The sequence below is a fragment of the Sandarakinorhabdus sp. DWP1-3-1 genome (genome assembly GCF_049896705.1).
GTDB lineage: Bacteria > Pseudomonadota > Alphaproteobacteria > Sphingomonadales > Sphingomonadaceae > Sandarakinorhabdus.
The window spans coordinates 181,701-200,765 of sequence record NZ_JAFCUV010000002.1 but is presented as its reverse complement, the minus strand read 5'-3'; the positions used below and the strand labels follow the sequence as shown (position 1 = coordinate 200,765).

Annotated in this window: 13 protein-coding genes; 4 read left to right on the top strand and 9 right to left on the bottom strand. The window is 65.3% G+C overall.

Annotation, left to right across the window (positions count from 1 at the left end; genetic code table 11):
* Window positions 1–35: 35 nt before the first annotated feature.
* The 3 genes from gyrB to ACP7AI_RS10295 form a co-directional block, all read right to left on the bottom strand.
* Window positions 36–2,450 carry a DNA topoisomerase (ATP-hydrolyzing) subunit B gene (gene gyrB, locus ACP7AI_RS10305; RefSeq protein ID WP_426167001.1) on the bottom strand — a complete coding sequence of 805 codons (2,415 nt, stop codon included), beginning with the start codon at window positions 2,448–2,450 and terminating at the stop codon, window positions 36–38.
* A 106-nt stretch (window positions 2,451–2,556) separates the two neighbouring features.
* Complete coding sequence (locus ACP7AI_RS10300) at window positions 2,557–3,669, bottom strand: cellulase family glycosylhydrolase (protein ID WP_426166999.1); 1,113 nt, start codon at window positions 3,667–3,669, stop codon at window positions 2,557–2,559.
* A gap of 146 nt (window positions 3,670–3,815) precedes the next feature.
* Window positions 3,816–4,061 carry a hypothetical protein gene (locus ACP7AI_RS10295; RefSeq protein ID WP_426166997.1) on the bottom strand — a complete coding sequence of 82 codons (246 nt, stop codon included), beginning with the start codon at window positions 4,059–4,061 and terminating at the stop codon, window positions 3,816–3,818.
* A 105-nt stretch (window positions 4,062–4,166) separates the two neighbouring features.
* Between ACP7AI_RS10295 and ACP7AI_RS10290 the strand changes: the two genes are divergently transcribed.
* Entirely contained in the window at window positions 4,167–4,622 is a 456-nt protein-coding gene (locus tag ACP7AI_RS10290; protein WP_426166995.1) for a hypothetical protein, read from the top strand.
* Here the strand turns inward: ACP7AI_RS10290 and ACP7AI_RS10285 are convergent, their stop codons facing one another.
* The 3 genes from ACP7AI_RS10285 to ACP7AI_RS10275 all read right to left on the bottom strand — a co-directional run bounded on the left by ACP7AI_RS10285 (window position 4,623) and on the right by ACP7AI_RS10275 (window position 8,143).
* Complete coding sequence (locus tag ACP7AI_RS10285) at window positions 4,623–5,405, bottom strand: ceramidase domain-containing protein (RefSeq protein ID WP_426166993.1); 783 nt, start codon at window positions 5,403–5,405, stop codon at window positions 4,623–4,625. It abuts the gene before it with no gap.
* A gap of 32 nt (window positions 5,406–5,437) precedes the next feature.
* Window positions 5,438–6,520, bottom strand: coding sequence for a DNA replication/repair protein RecF (gene recF, locus ACP7AI_RS10280; RefSeq protein ID WP_426166992.1), 1,083 nt, complete (start codon window positions 6,518–6,520; stop codon window positions 5,438–5,440).
* An 81-nt stretch (window positions 6,521–6,601) separates the two neighbouring features.
* A complete protein-coding gene (locus ACP7AI_RS10275) occupies window positions 6,602–8,143 on the bottom strand; it encodes a cryptochrome/photolyase family protein (protein WP_426166990.1) in 1,542 nt (513 codons plus the stop codon).
* 152 nt (window positions 8,144–8,295) lie between these two features.
* Between ACP7AI_RS10275 and ACP7AI_RS10270 the strand changes: the two genes are divergently transcribed.
* Window positions 8,296–10,170, top strand: coding sequence for a CHASE3 domain-containing protein (locus ACP7AI_RS10270; protein ID WP_426166988.1), 1,875 nt, complete (start codon window positions 8,296–8,298; stop codon window positions 10,168–10,170).
* Window positions 10,171–10,231: 61 nt separating this feature from the next.
* On the opposite strand, the gene ACP7AI_RS10265 is transcribed toward ACP7AI_RS10270, so the two are convergent.
* Window positions 10,232–10,804, bottom strand: a complete 573-nt coding sequence (locus ACP7AI_RS10265) for a hypothetical protein (RefSeq protein WP_426166987.1) — start codon at window positions 10,802–10,804, stop codon at window positions 10,232–10,234.
* Between the two features lie 252 nt (window positions 10,805–11,056).
* Here ACP7AI_RS10265 and ACP7AI_RS10260 point away from each other — a divergent pair, with 252 nt between their 5' ends.
* Entirely contained in the window at window positions 11,057–11,287 is a 231-nt protein-coding gene (locus ACP7AI_RS10260; RefSeq protein ID WP_426166985.1) for a hypothetical protein, read from the top strand.
* An 8-nt stretch (window positions 11,288–11,295) separates the two neighbouring features.
* Entirely contained in the window at window positions 11,296–13,113 is a 1,818-nt protein-coding gene (locus ACP7AI_RS10255) for an ATP-binding protein (protein WP_426166983.1), read from the top strand.
* A gap of 78 nt (window positions 13,114–13,191) precedes the next feature.
* On the opposite strand, the gene ACP7AI_RS10250 is transcribed toward ACP7AI_RS10255, so the two are convergent.
* On the bottom strand, window positions 13,192–17,250 hold the full coding sequence (locus tag ACP7AI_RS10250) for a multiheme c-type cytochrome (RefSeq protein ID WP_426166981.1): 4,059 nt from the start codon (window positions 17,248–17,250) through the stop codon (window positions 13,192–13,194).
* Entirely contained in the window at window positions 17,250–19,043 is a 1,794-nt protein-coding gene (locus tag ACP7AI_RS10245; protein WP_426168294.1) for a hypothetical protein, read from the bottom strand. Before ACP7AI_RS10245 ends, ACP7AI_RS10250 begins: the two co-directional genes overlap by 1 nt.
* Between the last annotated feature and the right edge of the window lie 22 nt (window positions 19,044–19,065).

Sequence of the window (19,065 nt, the reverse complement as noted above, 5' to 3'; positions counted from 1 at the left end):
GGAGCGAGGTCACCCTCGCTCCCTTTGTCGTTTGATCAGACGTCGAGATTGGCGACGTTCAATGCATTGTCCTGGATGAAGGCGCGGCGCGGCTCGACGACATCGCCCATCAGCTTGGTGAAGATGTCATCTGCCAGATCGGCCTCATCGGCATCGACCCGCAGCAGCGTGCGCGCCGCCGGATCGAGTGTGGTTTCCCACAATTGTTCGGCATTCATCTCGCCCAGGCCCTTGTAGCGCTGGACGCTGAGGCCCTTCCGACCCGAATCGAGAATGGCCTGCAGCAGGTCCGACGGCCGGGTGATGCGGCGATCGCCGAGCATCGCCGAGCCGACATAGCTGTCAGCCTCCTGCATCGCCAGGGCATGCAGCCGCGGTGCCTCGGGAGACGCGAGGAAGCCGGCGTCGATGATGTGATGGTCGGCCACACCACGCCAGTCGCGGCGCAGGTGATAACCACCCTCTGCCGCCGGCTCGGCGGTCCAGCTCGCCTTGTCGGTATCGGCCTGGGTCAGCCAGATCGCCGTGCGCGCTGCGGCAGCGCGGGCGGCTTCGCCCGACAAGCCCGGTTCCAGCCCGCCCGACAGCGCCAGCGCTTCGATGACATGCGCCGGATAACGCTTGGGCACATAGTCCATCAACGCGCGCAGCTTGCGGGCGTGATCGACCACCGACCGCAGATCGCGCTCCGATCGCGGCCCCGATGGTGTCTGCAGGACAAGGCCGCCAAGACCGGCGTCGATCAGGTAATCCTCCAGTGCCGGATTGTCCTTGAGGTAGACTTCCGACCGGCCGCGCATAACCTTGTACAACGGCGGCTGCGCGATGAAGAGATGGCCGTTCTTGATGAGCTCGGGCATCTGCCGGTAGAAGAACGTCAGCAGCAGCGTGCGGATATGGGCGCCGTCGACATCGGCGTCGGTCATGATGACGATCTTGTGATAGCGCAGCTTTTCCAGCTTGAACTCGTCGCGGCCGATGCCGGTGCCGAGTGCCTGGATCATCGTACCGATCTCGCGGCTGCTGAGCATCCGGTCGAAGCGCGCGCGCTCGACGTTGAGGATCTTGCCCCTAAGCGGCAGGATCGCCTGGAACTGGCGGTTGCGACCCTGCTTGGCGGAGCCGCCGGCGGAATCACCCTCGACGAGAAACAGCTCCGACTTGGCCGGGTCGCGCTCCTGGCAGTCGGCAAGCTTGCCGGGCAGGCTGGCGATGTCGAGCGCACCCTTGCGCCGGGTCAGGTCGCGCGCCTTCTTGGCGGCCTCGCGGGCCGCGGCGGCGTCGATGATCTTGGCCATGATGGTGCGCGCGTGCTGGGGGTTTTCCTCCAGCCAGATCGCCAGCTTGTCGGCAATGAGAGCTTCAAGGGGTTGCCGGACTTCGGACGACACCAGCTTGTCCTTGGTCTGCGATGAAAACTTGGGGTCGGGCAGCTTCACCGACACGATCGCGGTCAGTCCCTCGCGCATGTCGTCGCCGGTCAGCGAGACTTTTTCCTTTTTCAGCGCGCCGCTGCTTTCGGCATAGTTGTTGAGCGTGCGGGTCAGCGCGGCGCGGAACGCCGCCAGATGCGTGCCGCCGTCCCGCTGCGGGATGTTGTTGGTGAAGCAGAGAACCTGCTCGTAATAGCTGTCGTTCCATTCGAGCGCGACATCGATGCCGATATCGCCCGACTGGCCATGGATGGCGACCGGCGAGGCAATCAGCGGCGTCTTCGACTTGTCGAGATATTGGACAAAGGCCGCAATGCCGCCCTCGTAATAGAGCTCGATCGTCTGGCCCTCGGCATGGCGGCCGTCGCTCAGGTGCAGGCGGACGCCCGAATTGAGGAAGGCCAACTCGCGGAAACGATGCTCGAGCTTGGCGAAATCGAACTCGATGATCTTGAAGGTAGCCGGCGACGGCAGGAACGTCACCATGGTGCCGCGCTTGCCTTCGGGCGCGGGGCCGGTGATCTTCAGCGGCGCCTCGGCATCGCCGTGGCGAAAGCGCATCCAATGCTCCTGGCCATCGCGCCAGATCGTCAGCTCCAGCCATTCGCTGAGCGCGTTGACCACCGACACGCCGACGCCATGGAGCCCGCCCGACACTTTGTAGGCGTTGGCGTCGCTGTTCTCGAACTTCCCGCCGGCGTGCAGCTGGGTCATGATGACCTCGGCAGCCGACACGCCTTCTTCGGTATGGATGCCGGTCGGAATACCGCGGCCGTTGTCGGTGACGCTGACCGAGCCATCGGGATTGAGAACGATGTTGATCAGGTCGCAATAACCGGCCAGCGCCTCGTCGATGGCGTTGTCGCTGACTTCGAAGACCATGTGATGCAGGCCCGAGCCGTCATCGGTGTCGCCGATGTACATGCCGGGGCGCTTGCGCACGGCGTCGAGGCCGCGCAGCACCTTGATGGAATCGGCATCGTAATTGGCCGGCAGCTGATTGGTTTCGTCGCTCAAGATCCGGAATCCTTCCGTCGCGGCGCGACAGGCGCGCGACACCTGCATGGCTATAGACTCTCGCGCGCGCACACGCGAGACCCGTGTTACAGCCGTGGAACCGACCCTATTCGGCGGCGATGCGCAGCGTGGCAGGCCGCGACCCTTCCGATCCGACCGAGACCAACGCCGTCAGCAATCGGATGAACTCGACTTCGGCTTCATCATGCGCGGTGCCATCGGCTTCGAATATGTCGTGGAACCACGGGCCCAACGGCCCGTCGAGATAGGGATTGGCCCAACTGTCCCACGGGAGATGGGTCTGGGTCTTGCCCCTAACCAGCCCCCAGCAGAAAGCGCCGACCCCGGCCGCCTGGGCGATCGGCAGGATCGCCTCGAACGTGCTGCCCGTCGGCCGTGCCATGAATTCGGTGCACAGCAGCGGCCGGTCGAAAGCGCGCAGCCAGTCGATGCGCTGGGCGAAATCCGCAGGGCCGCCATAGTTGTGGAACGAGATGACATCGGAGTGGGTGATCTGCATCGCCTGGATGCCCGACAGCAGGTGCGGTGACGACCAGTCCCCCAGCCAGATGCCACTGGTCAGCGGTTGCGTCGGTGCCTGCCCCCGAACCCAGCCGAATGCCGCGACCAGCAACGGGATGACCAGCGCCGCCTTGGCAGCCAGCTGCTCTGGGTTGCAGGCGGCGACATCGGGGCCATTGTCCGGCTCGTTCCAGATGTCCCAGGCCAGCACGCGGTCGTCGTCGGCGAAGCGCGCCACCACGGCCTCGGCATAGGCCTGCAGGCGCGCATGCTGGTTGGGATCGGCGAGCACGGCGGGGCCGGGCGCCTGGACCCAGCCGCTGTTGTGCACCCCCGGCAGCGGCTCCCGCTGCGGCCCGAGCACAGGCTCGTGGTGCCAGCAGCTGTCGAACAGCACGAGCATGGTGCGGATGCCATGCCCAGAGGCGACGTGCAGGAACGCATCGATACGCATCAGCAGGCCGTCGGCATCGTCGACCCACAGCAGGTCGTGCAGATAGACGCGGACAACATTCATGCCGAGGCCGGCGGCCATGCCGAGCTCTCGATCGATCGCACCCAGGTCGAAACTCGCCGCCTGCCACATCTCGATCTGGTTGATGGCGTAGGATGGCGTGAAATTGCACCCGACCAGCCAGGGCATGCGCGCGCCCCAGTCCCGCGCATGTTCGATCGTCCAGCGTGCCGTACCTGTCATATTCTCCCCCCCCCGGGCCGTATTTTCGCGCAACTTATAATTCGCAACACGAGCATGCGAGTAAAATTGCTATGGAAGGGGGCGAAATGCGACGAGTCCACGGTTGAAACCGCAGGCGAAACGAGATCGTCGTTCAGCGGTTGGCGTCAGCCAACACCTTGCCCCGGTGGATCGCTGGCAGGAAAGCTCTCGTCGACGGCCTGGTCGACTTCGTCCCAGTCCTCGGCGGGATCGTCCCCCTTCTCGGTCATCGCGTCGGGGCCTGCCGACCGGACTTTGGGGATACCGGCAACGTCGCTCGCCAGCGGCCGATCCGCATCGGGAGTCTCGTCCTCGGGTGAAACGTCGATCGGGGTTTCGTCCTCGAGCCGCTTGTTGTCGTCGTCGATCATCACTGGACTCCTTCGGACCAGCAACGATCGACACATACCACCAGTTCCGGAACCCGTGCCGTCGCCGTGCCGTTGAGTGACAGGAAGATAATGGTGGAGACGGACATGGCGGAGCAACCGAAGGACAAGGCGCAGGACGAGGATGAGGATCGGGACAATGTCATGGGCATTCGCTCTGGCGCCGGGCCGGACCAATATGGTGGCAGCTTTGCCGGCGGCCAGTCCGGCGGCGGCGCCTATGCCAATGCGCATGGCACCGGGACGGGGAAGGACAAGCCGATCCGTGGCGGCCAGTCCGAGCAGGGCTATTACGGCGGCGGCCAGGCCGGCGCCGATAGCGACAGCGGCGACGACCATCATGCCGCCAGCCGCCGCGATGCCCCCGACGACGATGCCGCAAGCTATCGCGATCATCCCAGCCAGCAGGGCGGCAAGGCCCGGGCCGATTTCGATGCCAGCATCGAGCGCGATGTGGGCAATCACGACCTGGAGGGCGAGGCGCTGGAACCGGGCGACCGCGTGCAGGGCAGCGACAGCCGGCCGGTGACCGGCAAGCCCTGATCAGGCAGGCATGATGTCCTCGCCGCGCAGATAGGCAAAGCTGCAGCCCACCGCGACGGCGCCGAGCAGGTGCCAGGCGGCATGGCCCTGCCACCAACTGTCGGCGGCGCAGACAATGAGGGCTTGATCGAGGATCCAGAGCGCAAAGGCGACGGTGTTGGCGAGCAGCCCGACGAGGAACAGCGCCGGCGCCACGCCCTGCCGGTGTGGCCTGGCCAGCCACCATTCCAAAGCGATGGCCGCGACGAGGATGATCGCGAACAGCCAGCGCCGTGTCTCGGGCGCGATCCACAACAGCAGTATGCAAAGGCCAGCGAGGGCGACATACGACGCGGCCCACACGGCGTCCGACCAGCCGATCCCGCGTCGCAATGCCCAGACAATGAGGAAGCTGCCGAACAGATACATGCCGACGACATCGGCGAACTGGCCCCATAACGTCAGCGTCGCATGCAGCAGCACGCTGCCGACGCCGATGATGATCGCGCACAGGCCCATCAGCAAAGTCGCGGCGACCCCGAGTGCGCGCCGGTGGGCGTTGACCGCGTCGAGCATGATCCAGGCACCGACGATGACGAACCCGAGGCTCGACACCGTGTTGGCCGGTTGCAGCAGCAGCGCGCCGGTGCGCGGCAACTCGCAGAAGCAGTGGGTGCCGAGGCAGGTCGCCGGCGGATAGAGGCTCCACACCGGACCCGCGGCGTGGAGGATGCCGAGCGCCAGCGCCGACCAGACGGCAGCCAGGAACAGCGCCAGCGCGGCATGGGTGGAGGGGCGAAGCACGCGTTCGCTCTGCCCGGCTTTGGCGACAGTGCCTAGGCCGAAACGACAGTCCCGGCTTCGACCTGCAATCGCGTTGCCGATGGGTCGACGGCCTCGAACAGCGCCGGATCGGTGCCGGTCATCCAGACCTGCGACCCGGTCTCCGCCAGCCGGCCGAACAGCGCGGCACGGCGGCTGGCGTCGAGATGAGCGGCGATCTCGTCGAGCAGCAGCAGCGGCGGCTGGCCCGTGCGCGCCGCCACCAGCTCGGCGTGGGCGAGGACGATCGCCACCAGCAACGCCTTTTGCTCGCCGGTCGATCCCCGCGCCGCCGGGTCGCCCTTGATGGCATGGGTGACGATCATGTCGCTGCGATGCGGCCCCGCCAGTGCCCGCCCTGCGGTGGCGTCGGCGGCGCGGCCGCGCGCCAGGGTGCGGGTGAAATCCGCGTCGATCTCGCCGCCGCCGATGGCGATCAGCGGCCGTGCGAACGGCCCCGGCGGCGCCGCCGTCAGCTGCACGGCAAGCGCTGCCAGCGTGTCGGCGCGCGCCGCCGCCACCGCAGCGCCATGTTCGGCCATCGCGAGTTCCAGCGCCGCCAGCCAGTGCGGATCGGCCGGCGTTTCCGCCGTCAACAGCCGCGTTCGGGCGCGCATCGCCGCTTCGTAGCGGACGCTTTCATGGGCGTGGCCGGGGTGGAGCGCCAACACCAGCCGATCGAGAAAGCGCCGGCGGGCGGCCGGTGTGTCGGCAAAGATGCGGTCCATCGCCGGTGTCAACCAGACCAGCGCCAGCCATTCGCCGATCGCCGTCGCGGTGCCGGCGGCGCCGTTGATGCGGACGATCCGGCGCTCCGGCGCCTGAGGGCTGATACCGGTGCCGATCTCGATATTGCCGCCGGGCGCGACGAGCGTTGCGGCGATGCTCCAGCCGCCAGCGCCGGCGACCCGGGCCGCGTCGGACAATGCCGCGCCGCGCAGGCCCCGCCCCGGCCCCAACAACGACAGCGCATCGAGGATGTTGGTCTTGCCCGCGCCATTGTCGCCGGTGATGACGACCGCGCCCGGCGCGGCGCCGATCTCGGCGCCGGCATAGGAACGGAAATCGGTCAACGACAGGCGGGTGACAGCAGCCATTGCGCCGGGTGTAGCGGATTTGGTGGGAGTGTCATCATTGCTACGGCCATCCCGGCCTTCGCCGGGATGGCACGACACCACCTAATACCCTTCCGCCTTCCCCGGCAGCGCCGCCATGAACTCTGCCGCCTGCGCCCGGATCGCCCCCTGCTCGGCGGCGTCGAAACGGTCCCAGCCGTCGTACATGCGCAGCAGCCGGTTGTTGCGCCCCAGCGTGTCGCGGTGCCGCGCCAGGAAATCCCAGTACAGGCTGTTGAACGGGCAGGCGTCGGGGCCGGTGCGCTGCTTCACATTGTACCGGCAGCGCCCGCAATAATCGGACATGCGGTTGATGTAGGCGCCGCCGCCGGCATAGGGCTTCGATCCCATCAGGCCGCCGTCGGCGAATTGGCTCATGCCGATGACGTTGGGCGCCTCCACCCATTCATAGGCGTCGTCATAGACGGCGAGGAACCAGACATGGATCTGCACCGGGTCGGTGCCGATCAGCATGGCGAAATTGCCCAGCACCATCAGCCGCTGGATATGATGGGCATGGGCATGGCGGCTGGTGGCGCCGACCGATTCGGCCAGGCAGCGCATGTCGGTCTCGCCGGTCCAGTAGAAGGCCGGCAGGTCGCGCGTTGCCCCGAAGTGATTGCGCGCCGTGTAGTCCGGCCCCGCGATCCAGTGGATGCCGCGGACATATTCGCGCCAGCCGAGGATCTGCCGGATGAATCCCTCCACCGCATTGATCGGCACGGTGCCGGCGCGGTACGCCGCCTCGGCCGCCTGGCAGACCTCCAGCGGCAACAGCAGCCCGCAGTTCATCGCCGACGACAGCTGGCTGTGAAACAGATGATCCTCGCCGGCAACCATGGCATCCTGGTAATCGCCGAAGCGCGGCAGCCGGTGCCGGATGAAGTCGTCGAGCGCGACCAGCGCCTGGTCCCGGGTGACAGCATGCGAGAACGGCAGCAGCTCACCGAAGTTGTTGCCGAAGCGCGCCGCGACCAGGTCCAGCACCGCCGCGGTGATCGCATCGGGGGCAAAGGCCGGCAGCGGCGGATAGGTCATGCCTTTCCTGGGTGGCTTGCGATTCTCGATGTCGAAGTTCCACTGCCCGCCGGCCGGCGCGATGCCGTCCATCAGGATGCCGGTGTGACGCCGCATCAGCCGGTAGAAATCCTCCATCACCAGTCGCTTGCGGTTGTGCGCCCAGTCGGCGAAATCGGTGCGGCTGAACAGGAAGCGATCGTCGGGCAGGATCGTGCAGGGCAGCCCGGTCAGCGCGCCCCAGCGCTGCTGGGCATCGATCACCCGCCACTCGCCGGCCTCCACCGTGACGATGCTGGTGGCGCCATGCCGGGCGACGGCGCGGACGACCTCGCTGTCGAAATCCTGGCCGTTGGCGAGGTCGTCGAGCGCCACATAGTCGACCGTCCAGCCGGCATCGCGCAGTTCGGCAGCGAAGTGCCGCATCGCGCTGAACAGGAACGCGATCTTCTTGCGGTGGTGCGGCACATAGCTTGCCTCGGCCGCGACCTCCATCATCAGGACGATCGTGTCGGCCTTGTCGGCTTCGCGCAGCGCGGCGAGGCCGGGCGAGAGCTGGTCACCGAGCAGAGGGACAAGGCAGGTCATCCCCCGCTGTCGCTGCCGGGCAGGCGCGGGTCAACGCGCGGCTTCGTCGCGGGGCGCAACTTGCAAATATCCTGAAACCCCATAGTTTGCCGCGTCTTCAGTTTACAGCCGTTCCCGGGCCGGGCGGCGAGGTCGAATACCGGGGGAATGACGTGCCCGAACGCAGCAACCGTATCGCCTTGCGCTCGATCGTGATCGGTCCCGCCGTCGTCGTCACCGCCGCCATCGTCGGCATCTGGCTGACCCAGGCACAGCGCGACGCCGGCCGCTGGGTCAGCCATTCGATCAGCGTGCAGCTGGGCGTTGCCAGGTTCGAAAAGTCGCTGTCGCAATATGAATCGGCCTATCGCGGCTATCTGATCCGGCCGCTGCCGTCGCTGCTGTCCGACATGGACCGGGCGCGGCGCGACCTGCAGGACGGGATGGCGACGCTGCAGATGGAGACCGCCGACAACCCGGCCCAGCGTCGGCATGTCGAGGACCTGAAACAGCCGCTCGCCGAAAAGATCGAGCTGGGTGATCGCTGGGTCGCCGCACAAAAGCAGGGGCAGCTCGACGCGGCCCTCGCCCAGTTCCGCAGCGAGCGGGGCCGCGACCTGACGCGGTTGATCGAGGCCAAGGCGGCGCTGGTCACCGCGGAAGAGGATCGGCTGCTCGGCCAGCGCCAGGCCATGGTGCAGCGCCTGTCGGAGCTTGTCATCCTGGGCCTGGTGCTCGCCATCCTGGCGATCGTCGTCACCGCCATCTACCTGGTTCGCGATGCGCGCGCGCGGATCGTGGAGGCGGTGGCCGCGCGCGACGCAGCCGTACAGGCGCGTGAGCAGGTGATCGAGGAGGTCCGCCGCCGGGAAGCCGCCGAAGGCCAGGTGCGGCAGATGCAGAAGATGGAATCGGTCGGCCAGCTGACCGGCGGCATCGCGCATGATTTCAACAATATGCTCGCCATCATCATCGGCAGCCTCGATCTGGCCATCCGGCGCTTTTCCGATCCCGCCCGGGTGAAGAAATCCATCGCCGCGGCGCGCGAGGGCGCCGAGCGGGCGGCGGTGCTGACGGCGCGGCTGCTGGCGTTTTCACGGCAGCAGCCGCTGGCGCCGGTGGCGGTGGAGGTCAACCGGCTGGTGTCGGGCATGTCGGAACTGCTGATCCGCACGCTGGGCGAGCAGATCCATGTCGAAACGGTGCTCGCCGGCGGGCTGTGGCCGACCTTTGTCGACCAGCCGCAGCTGGAAAGCGCGCTGCTCAACCTTGCCGTCAATGCTCGCGACGCGATGGCGGAGCAGGATGGCGGCAAGCTGACCATCGAGACGATGAACGCGCACCTCGATGAGGATTATGCGCGCACCCGGGCGGAGGTGGAGCCCGGGCAATATGTGCTGATCTGCGTGTCGGATACCGGCGCCGGCATGCCGCCCGAGGTCGTCGCGCGCGCCTTCGACCCGTTTTTTACAACCAAGGAGGTTGGAAAGGGCACGGGGCTTGGCCTGTCGCAGGTGTTCGGTTTCGTCAAGCAATCGGGCGGGCACGTCGCCATCTATTCGGAGCCCGGGCAGGGCACGACGATCAAGCTGTACCTGCCCCGCTACATGGGGGCCGCGATCGTGCCCGGGGCGGTGATGACGCCCGATGCCATGCCGCCGGGCCGCCGCGAGGAGGTCGTGCTGGTGGTGGAGGACGAGGCCCGCATGCGCGAGCTGTCGTCGGAGGCGCTGTCGGAACTGGGCTATACCGTGCTGTCCGCCGCCGGGCCGCTGGAGGCGCTGGCCATGCTGCGCGACAATCCGGGCATCACGCTGCTGTTCACCGATGTCGTGATGCCCGACATGTCGGGGCGCAAGCTGGCCGACGAGGCGCTGCAACTGTGCCCCGATCTGAAGGTCGTGTTCACCACCGGCTATACCCGCAATGCGGTGGTGCATAACGGCATGCTCGACGCCGGCGTGGCGTTCCTGCCCAAGCCATTCACCATCGCGCAACTGGCGTCGAAGGTGCGGGCCGTGCTGGACGGCGGCGGGCAGAACCGGTAGTCAAGCCGTTGGATATTGCAGGCGAATTACCTCAACAATATCAACGTTGTCACGCTTAAGGCTACACTAAGGCTACACCATTGACGGTGGTGACAATCCGCCCGTTTGCCGGGCGCAGGCGCGGCGGGCGCGGAGCCCGTGGCGGCGGGGGCGGCGGCAGCAGGGCGAGCGCGTCCATGTGGCCGGCGATGGCGTCGCTGCGCTTGTCCTCGATGTCGTCGACGCTGCGGAGCTTGGCGGCCTTGGGGTCGGCTTCATGGCGCAGATGGTTGAGCAGGTTCATCAGCAGCCGGTCGTTGTACACCCGCTTCATGCCGATCAGCCCGCCGTCCTTCCACACCTGCTGCAGCGTGCCCTCGAGCGCGCGCTCCATGGCCTCGTCACGCAACCGGGCATAGGCCATGCGCCGCGCCGCATCCCAGGCCGCGGCAAAGGCCGGCTCCTTCGCGCGCAGGCGATAGGCCGTGGTGACATGGCGATCGACGTTGCGCGCCGCCCGCCGCACACTGCCGGTCTCGATCAGGTGGATGATGAACATCTCCATGACATCGGGCGTCCACCCCTCCTCCCGCGCTCGACTGCGGGCATGGAGGCGGGCGAGCATGGCGGGGTCGATGTCGGGCTGTGTATCCATAGGGACGCATATAACCTATATGGATGTATTCTGCAAGAGCTTTTGAACTGCACTGGCACCAATTGCTACGGCCTTGCCCAATTGCACCCGCAATATGCGCAAGCCTTCCGTGTCCACGATCAAAATTCCACATGCATATACGCTCGATACTGTGCGCTGTGGACGCCAGGAAGAGCCGCGCAGTATTGCGCGGATACTGCACTGCTGGTATGAATAAAGCGAATCAGCGTAACGACAATCTGGAGCCAAACGATGGAAGTTGCCGGCAAGAAACGAGATAAGTTTCGGGAATTAGCATCAAATCGGACGGACAAGGCGCTCGAAGCGATTGAAAGGATAGGAAACTTATCGAATAAGCAGCTCTATGAGTGGGATAGTGGCGAAGTTCGCAAGATCATTAAGGCGCTCCGGGATGAGATTTCCAAAGTGGAAGCGCGCTTTGAGACACCAAGCGCTCGCCGGCGTGACCGCTTTAGCCTGTGAGATCTGACATGTTACAAGACAGTGCGGTTTCTGCGCTTCGGGTTGACGATCAGGATTTTCTGGTCCGCAGTACCATCGACCGTTGTCCTAAAGTTATGATGATCAGGGAGTTGTTCAAAAACGCCTTGGAGTCGGCCCAACAAGCAGCCGATGGGCGGGTTATCTTCTCAGTTTCCATTGAAAGCGCCCCAAAGCTGGCGATTTGGAACAACGGTCCAGGTATGGACGATGAAGAACTGGGACGGATGACCAATCTTGCGGCGTCGATTGGCAAAGTTAAGGGGCTCGACAAAAACTTTGGAATGGGAGCTAAAGTTGCCTCTCTACCGTCCAATCGACGCGGAATTCGGTATCGTTCATGCAAATCTGGACGCGTTCATGAAACAATTCTTTGCGAACGGGACGGTGTGTATGGCCGCCTGAGACGCTTTGACTCGACCGGGGCAACTTTGGGAGACGTCATAGACGTTACACAGACCTTGACCGCCGAAGGTGGCCATTCGTTGGAGCAAGATTGGACCGAGGTTGTCCTGCTTGGCAACAGCGCTGAACAGAACACGGTAGTAGACCCGTACGATTCAGATCCGCCGCAGAAGATTTTTTGGTTGGCAACGTACCTCTATCACCGCTTCTACAGACTGCCTGAAAACGTCGAAGTAAGGCTGATGGAGGGTACTCATGCACGTAAGTCTGGATCACGTCGCTTCGAAACAATATCGATGCGCCGCGAAAAGGGGGTTTTTTCACAGCATGAAACGATAGAACTCGGCAGCGGAATTAAAATTCACTATATTTATGACGAAGCTATGAGTGGTTCTGGACACAATCGGTCGGTCAGCGGCTCCATAGCTTCTGATCTAAGCACTTGTGCGGTGGTGTTTCAGGGAGAAATGTACAGTGTGCTCAACGGCCGTTCTTGGACAATTGACGCTCCCACCTTTGGCATCCCGTTCGGGGCTCGTCACATTTCCATTCACATCGAACTTCCTGACCATTATCCGGTGCTGCCGGAAGGATATCGACAATTTCTTCGTTACGGGAATGGTGAGCAAGACCAAGTTGAAGCAAAGCAATTTGCTTTGCAGGTCTTGGAGAACCGACCCGAGTGGATGATTGATCTGATCCATTCGATGGCTCCTAATTCCGGTGATTCAAGTGATGAAATTCGGTCCCGCCTTCAAGATCTGCTCAACAGACTTAGAATTCGGGCGATTACTCCTCGTGTGCATAGCGAGGGAGATCTTGACGTGGAACAAGGTACAGGCCGAGCCGCATCGGATGGTGGCTCAGGGCGGGGCGGCGGCGGCAACCGCGGACAGCACAAGCCTGATGACCTGACGGTGGTTCAAACCGGAGCTCAGATGGCACGAATGGCTCAGAATCTTGAGCGGGCGCCGAGGCTGATTCCATTAGATGACGCCGCTGATATTGAGGAGAAACAGATCGTGGGCAGGGCCGCACGCTACTATGCCGGATCAGGGGAGCTATTTATAAATATGACCTATCCGGCCGTGCCGCTCATGCATGAGCAGCTTGGGCGAGAGTATTCACAAGCGCCAGATCCCGAGCTCATGCAGCAAATGGCTCGAGGACTGTCTCGCAATTCAATGATCAACCGAGTTGGTCTCGCCGTAGTTTTCGCACTGGCAAAGCGCATTAACAAGGAGTGGGACGAGGGGGCGATGGCGAAGGCTCTCGAGCCAGAGAGCCTTAGTCTTGCTGCCGATAACTATTACGAGTCCCTTCAAGACGCTCGCAGAACGCTAGGCAAAGCAATGAAGATGAATCGGACAGAAGCGGACGACGACGAGACTGTAGCCGTCTAAGGGGCAGCTTTGCATAATGTCGACTTGGGTCTGGGGCCTAAGGCCCCAGCCGCCGGAGGCCCTTCCCTACCCCAAACATCACCGCCGCGGGGACCAGTCCGCCATGTTGACGCGGTCTTCGACGAACCAGGGTTCGCCGTTGGCGCCGATGAAGAGTTTTTCCATTTCGGGGCGGGTGAAGGGGCGGGAGCCGAGGCGGCCCATGACGGCGATCTGGTGGCCGGTTTCGTCGACGGCGCGGTCGCGGTCCAGGCCCTTGGACATGGCCAGCGCCGGCTGTCTGGTCCGCGCCCAGGCGATGAGTTCGGGCATGGGTTTGGGGGAAAAGCCGTAGAAGTTGGGCTGGCTGGCGGGGGACATGAGCTGGAGGACCTTCATGCCGTTCGCGCCATCGGCGACATAGGCGAACAGAGACGCGTTGGTGCTGCCGATGACGACATCCTCCGCATCGTTCAGTTTTCCGTCGGCGGTGTAGCGCTGGTAGATGGTGGGGGCGGTGGGGCGCTTGACGTCGATGATGACCAGGCCGTCACGCTTGGCGGCGACATAGGCATAGGTGCGGGCGACATAGACGCGGCGGGCGTCGGCGATCGGCACGGTGGCGGCGGGGATGGGCCGCGGCCGGTCGAGCCGGGTCACATCGAGCACTTCGAGGCCGCGGGCGGTCGTCACCCACAGATAGCGGAATTGCAGGGCGGAGGCGCGGGGATCGGCCATGGCGACGCTGGCGGCGAGGCGCGGGTGGAGGGGATCGTCGAGATCGACGACGACCAGCGCGCGGGGGGTGGCGACATAGGCGAAATGGCCGGCCAGCGTGATGTGGCGGGCGCCGGTGAGGACGCTATCGGGATTCCAGGCGCTATCGTTGTCTGCGACGCGGGCGCGCTTCAGGAAATTGTTGCGCGGCTCCCCATCGTTCAGCGTGTCGATGTCGGTGAGGATCAGGCCTTCCTCCGCATCGGTGATGACGGCGTAGCGATAGAGGGGGTGCATCGCCTGTTCCTGGTTCATGCCGCCCAAGGGATCGGCGGGGATCTTGCCGGCGGCGCGTTGCGCCTGTTCGGCGATCATGCGGTCGTTGCGGCCGACGGCGATCGGCTGAGTCGTTGCCAGCGCCATGCAGGTGGCGTTCTTCGACGCGATGCGGGTGTTCTGGCCCAATGGCGAGAAGGGGGCGGTGACGATCTTGTCCGACACGCCCTTGTTGGCGATGCTGGCGATGTCATAGGCGCGGAAGCCGCCTTTGCCTTCTGCAACGTACAGATATTCACCGCGGGCCTGGAGGCAGCGGGCGGCGCCGCCGGCGCGCTGGCGGACGTTGCCGATGGACTCGCTGGGGTCGGTTTCGCCCGAAGCTTGTCTGTCGAAGATCTTGCCGCGGACCCAGTCGATGAGTTCGCGGCCGTTGCGCTCGACGTGCTGGCGCCAGTAATCGGGATAGGCGTATTTCTGCAGGTAGGAGCCGAACACGGCCTGGGGTTCGCTGTATTCGGTGACGCGCACGGCCTCGATCCCGCCGTCGAGGCCGACCCCGGTTCCTACCCAAGCTTGCGCGCCGATGAAATTGACGAAATTGGTGCCGGTCAGCAGCAGCTGGGCCATGATGGCGTTGTTGTCGCCGGATTTGGCGAGGTGGCAATCGGTGCAGGTCTTGGTTTCCTCCCGCCGTTCGGTGTGCGGGTAATGGGGGGCAAAGGCCTGGGACGAATAGCCGGCGGCGGAGATCGGCGGCTGCTGCACATAGATGCGTTCACGGTTGATGTTGGTGCTGCTCAGCATCAGCGCCGAGGAGGAGCGAACGGGGGCGATGATGTTGCCCTTGGTGGTCTGGTGGCGGCCCAACTGGAACATGTCGTCGCGGGCGACCTGGGGATTGTAGGTCGCGAAGTTGCGGGTTTCCTGGTCCTCGTATTTCTGCGTCGGGGATTTCCAGTTGGCCTCGATGGGCAGGTGGCAGCCGCCGCAGCTCGTCGTCCACGACAGGTGGCAGGTGTAGCAGGCCATGTTGTCGTCGCCATGGGCGCGATCGGCGGCGGGCACGCCGGGGCCGAAGCTGCGGTAATCGGTGCGGCTGATCAGCTTGGCGCGGGCGGCCTTTTCGTTGAAATCGGGGTTGCCGCGGGTGACGGAATCCCTGGTCAGGTGGATGCGCCATTCGAGTTTCGGGTCGCTGGCGGAGCGTTGCAGCAGGACCTCGCGGCCATTTTGGGTGACCCATTCGAAGCGCGGGCGGCCATCGGGGTTGCGGATGAGGGTGAGATCGGTGCCGCCGGGGCGAGCGTTGACGTTGGAGGTTTTCAGGCTCGGGTAGGCGTCGGCGGTGCCGTGGCAATCCTTGCACGAGACCTCGACGGCGTTGGCGACCTCGCCATGGATATAGCCGTTGTCATGGCCGTCCTGGGCGAAATGGCAATCGGCGCATTGCATGCCGACCTCGGCATGGATGGACATCATGTGGACGGCCTTGCCACCCTGTGCACCACCATTTGCGGCGCCCGGCGTGGCGGCGGGTTGCGGGAATTGCGCGACGCCGGCGCGGCGCCATTTCTGGGGGTCGTTGTTGGCGATGATATGGGCGGTGTCGGTGCCGTATGTCGCCATGTTGCCGCCGGCGTCGAGGAGGTTGCCCTCGCGATCGCGCTTGTAGACGGCGCGGAAGTTCCAGCCATGGCCGTGATAGTCGGCGAATTGCGTGTCGGTGTTGGCGGGGTTGCGGTCGGCGACAGTGCGCAGGAACTCGGGGTCGGCCCACAGCCCGCGGGCGGCGGCAGCTTCGGGGTTGCGCTCGTTGATTTCGCGGGTTTCGGCGGCGGTGGGGTGGCGTTGTTTCGCGGGCCACATGCGGGGGGCGTCGGCCTCGTAATCCCACATGGTGGTGCCGTAATAGCTGTTCAGGAACATGTTGGGCTGGTGCATGTGGCAGTTCATGCATTGCGCGCTGGGGATGGCGCGGGTGAAGGCGTGGCGGATCGGGTGGCCGGGTTCGCCGCGGGGGATGGTGGGGTCGGCGGTCTGGGTGGTGCCGTCGCGGCCGGCGGCGGCATAGGTACTCGAATGCACCGGGTCGCGGTCGTTGGCATAGACGACGTGGCAGGACGCGCAGCCCGAGGTGCGATAATCGCCGGGCTGGTCGTTGGTGCCCATGAACCAGGTGAAGGGGTCGTTGAGCCGGGTCTTGTGGATGTTGATGACGGGGACGGCGACGCGGAGGCCCGTGCCGGGGCCGCGGTTGGACTGGCGGATGTCGGGGCGGCCGGGCTCTTCGAGCCGCTGGAACAGCCCGGTGGCGCCGGGGTTGCCGATTTCGGGGAAGATCGGATTGATGTTGCGGCCGCCGCGTTCGAAGACGCGGAAGATGTCGCCGGGCGGCAGCACCTGCCAGGCGGGCAGGGGCACGAGGAACGGCAGGGCGCCGCGGCTGCGCTCGGCCTCGGTGAGGACGCCGGCGGGGCGGCCGGATGTGCCGGGGGAGAAGGTGACGGCGCCGATGCTGTCGGCATGGTGGGACAGGATGCCGGTCGCTGCGCCGCGCCGGGTGTAGCTTTCGCCGAAGATGTAGTTTTTGTACGGCGCGATGCCGTTGTTGTAGCTGGCGCCGCCGAACAGCATGGCGCCGGTGGCCATCAACGAGCGTTCGGCGGCCTCGATGACCGGCAGGTGGCAGGCGCCGCAGCTGTCGCGGGCGACGCGATAGTCCGACGGATTGACGAAGCGGATGAATTCGGGCGCTTCCTTGTTGAGCAAGGTGTAGCTGCGTTTCGGATTGGCCGATGACGGGAAATGCCAGGCCTGCGGATAGCGCGGCAGCACATGGGCCTGATCGCGGAAGCGGGCATAGGCGGGATCGGCCTTGTCCAGCCCCGCCGGAGCTGCGACCGCTGTGTTGCCGCCGTGACAATCGGTGCAGCCGAGCACGACGGCCTTGGGCGCGTGCATCGTCCATTCGTCGCTGGCGGTGTGGCACGACAGGCAGCCGATGCTCTTGGCATCGGCGGCGGCTTGCGTCTGCGATCGCGGTGCCGGCGGGGTGGTGACCAGCGCATAGTCGCGCGCCACCGGCTTTTCGCCTTCGGACGCGGGGGCGACCGCTGCGAGCAGCGCCAGCGCGGCGGCGATCCAGAGTGCGGGCCGGGCCATCAGTAGGACAGCACGGCGTTGAACAACACGCTGTAGTAGCGGCTGTCGCGCGGCGAATTGGCGAACAGGTCCTTGAAGCCGGCGGCCGGCGCCAGCACCGCGCCCGACAGGCGGAACACCAGGTTCTGGTTGAATTTCGGCCGCAGCGTTGCCGCCAGCGACAGGTCGGTGCCGATGCCGCGCGGGATGGAGCCCTCGACGCGCAGCGCCTGCAGCACCTCGGTGGTGGCGAACCACAGCTGGTTGGCATTGGCGGCGATGCGCAGTTGCGGCGTCAGGTCGAAATCGGCGCCGATGCCGGCGAGGATGGTGCCGGGGTTGTCGAAATTGCTCTGGCCCTGTTCTTTCGACGACCTGAGGCTGTTGAGCACGCCGTTGCGGCCGTTCAGCCCGACGGCGCGGCCGCCGCCGGCGAAGGGGATGGTCTGGCGGATCCAGTAGCTGGTGTCGGCGCCGGCGAACTGCGGGTTCTCGAAGATCGCGTCGAAGCCGGTTTCGCGGTCGTCATAGGGGTCGGAGTCGCCCGAGGCGTACAGGCCCGAGGCGCGGATGCGGATCCAGTCGAAGTCCAGCGACGGCTCGGCGGCGAGGAAAAAGGCGCGGATTTTCGCGGGCCGGCTGGTGAAGAAGCTGTTGCGGTCCTCGCCGAGGGCGACGGTGGCGCTGGCGGTCAGGTTGAGCCGGCCAATGTGGCCGTCGGCGTTGTAGCCCAGATAAACGACGTCATATTCGCGCGGCCGCAAGTCGCCGAGCAGCGCCGGGCGCACGGGGAAGCCGTTGGTGTCGACCTCTACCCGGTCGCGTTCGCGGTTGCGGTTGTAGATGACGCTCAATTGCGAGGTCAGCCCCGGCACCGGCAGGTCCTGGCGATAGACGTTGGCGGCGAACACCCAGTCGCGGCGGATGGCGCGGGTGATGGCGTTCAGCCCGGAATTGGTGTCCTTTTCCAGCCGGGCGAAGGCGGCGAGATTGTACTGGAAGCGGTTGTTGTCGCGGGTGCCGAAGACGCGGATGCCAAGCTGGTTATCCTGGAACAGGAACCCGCGGAAGTCCGAAGAAAACGGCTGGATGCCGATGCGGACCGAATCGAAATCATAGCGGTCCGACGTGTTGCGCAGGTGATAGTCGAAGAAGAGTTCCTGCACGCCGATGAAGGCATCGGTGCGATAGCTGGGGCGCGTCGGCCGCACGTCGAGGATGCGCCGTTCGCCGACATCGACATGGTTGACCTGGAAGGCGATGGCGGTGCGCAGCTCCCATTCGGGCGGCTTGAACGCCGTCGAGCCCCGGGTCAGTGCGGCGCCGAGGATGAAGGTCTGCACGAACACCGCCGAATGCTGGCGGCCGAAGACATCGTTGCTGCCCGGTCTTTCGGTGGTCTGCACGCCGACCGGCTGGGGGAAGCTGCGCGGTTCGGCGACCGTGTCGCTGACGGCGGACAGTTCGAGGAAGATGTCATGGGTGCCGCACAGCGGGCGATCGCCCTTCAGCGTGTTCTGGGTGTACGGGTCCTGCCAGCGCGACCTGACGAGGCCGAGGGTTTCGACCAGCCGCCAGCGGTCCGAGATGCCGATATGGTCGCGCGGGAAATCGCCGGGTTGCGGCGGAGCGAGCGCGCCGGGGTTCACTTGCGTGACGGGGGCGGCAAGGCGAGGATCGGTGAGGCCCGGCAGGCGGCGACCCCGCAGCGGCGCCAGCGCCGGATCGGCGGTTGGCGCGCCTGCCTCGGGCGCGGCGGCGCGGTCCTTGCCGGGTTCGAGCCTGTCATAGCAGTCGAAATATTTCGAGAACATGCCGGCATTGGCCGGGGCGGCC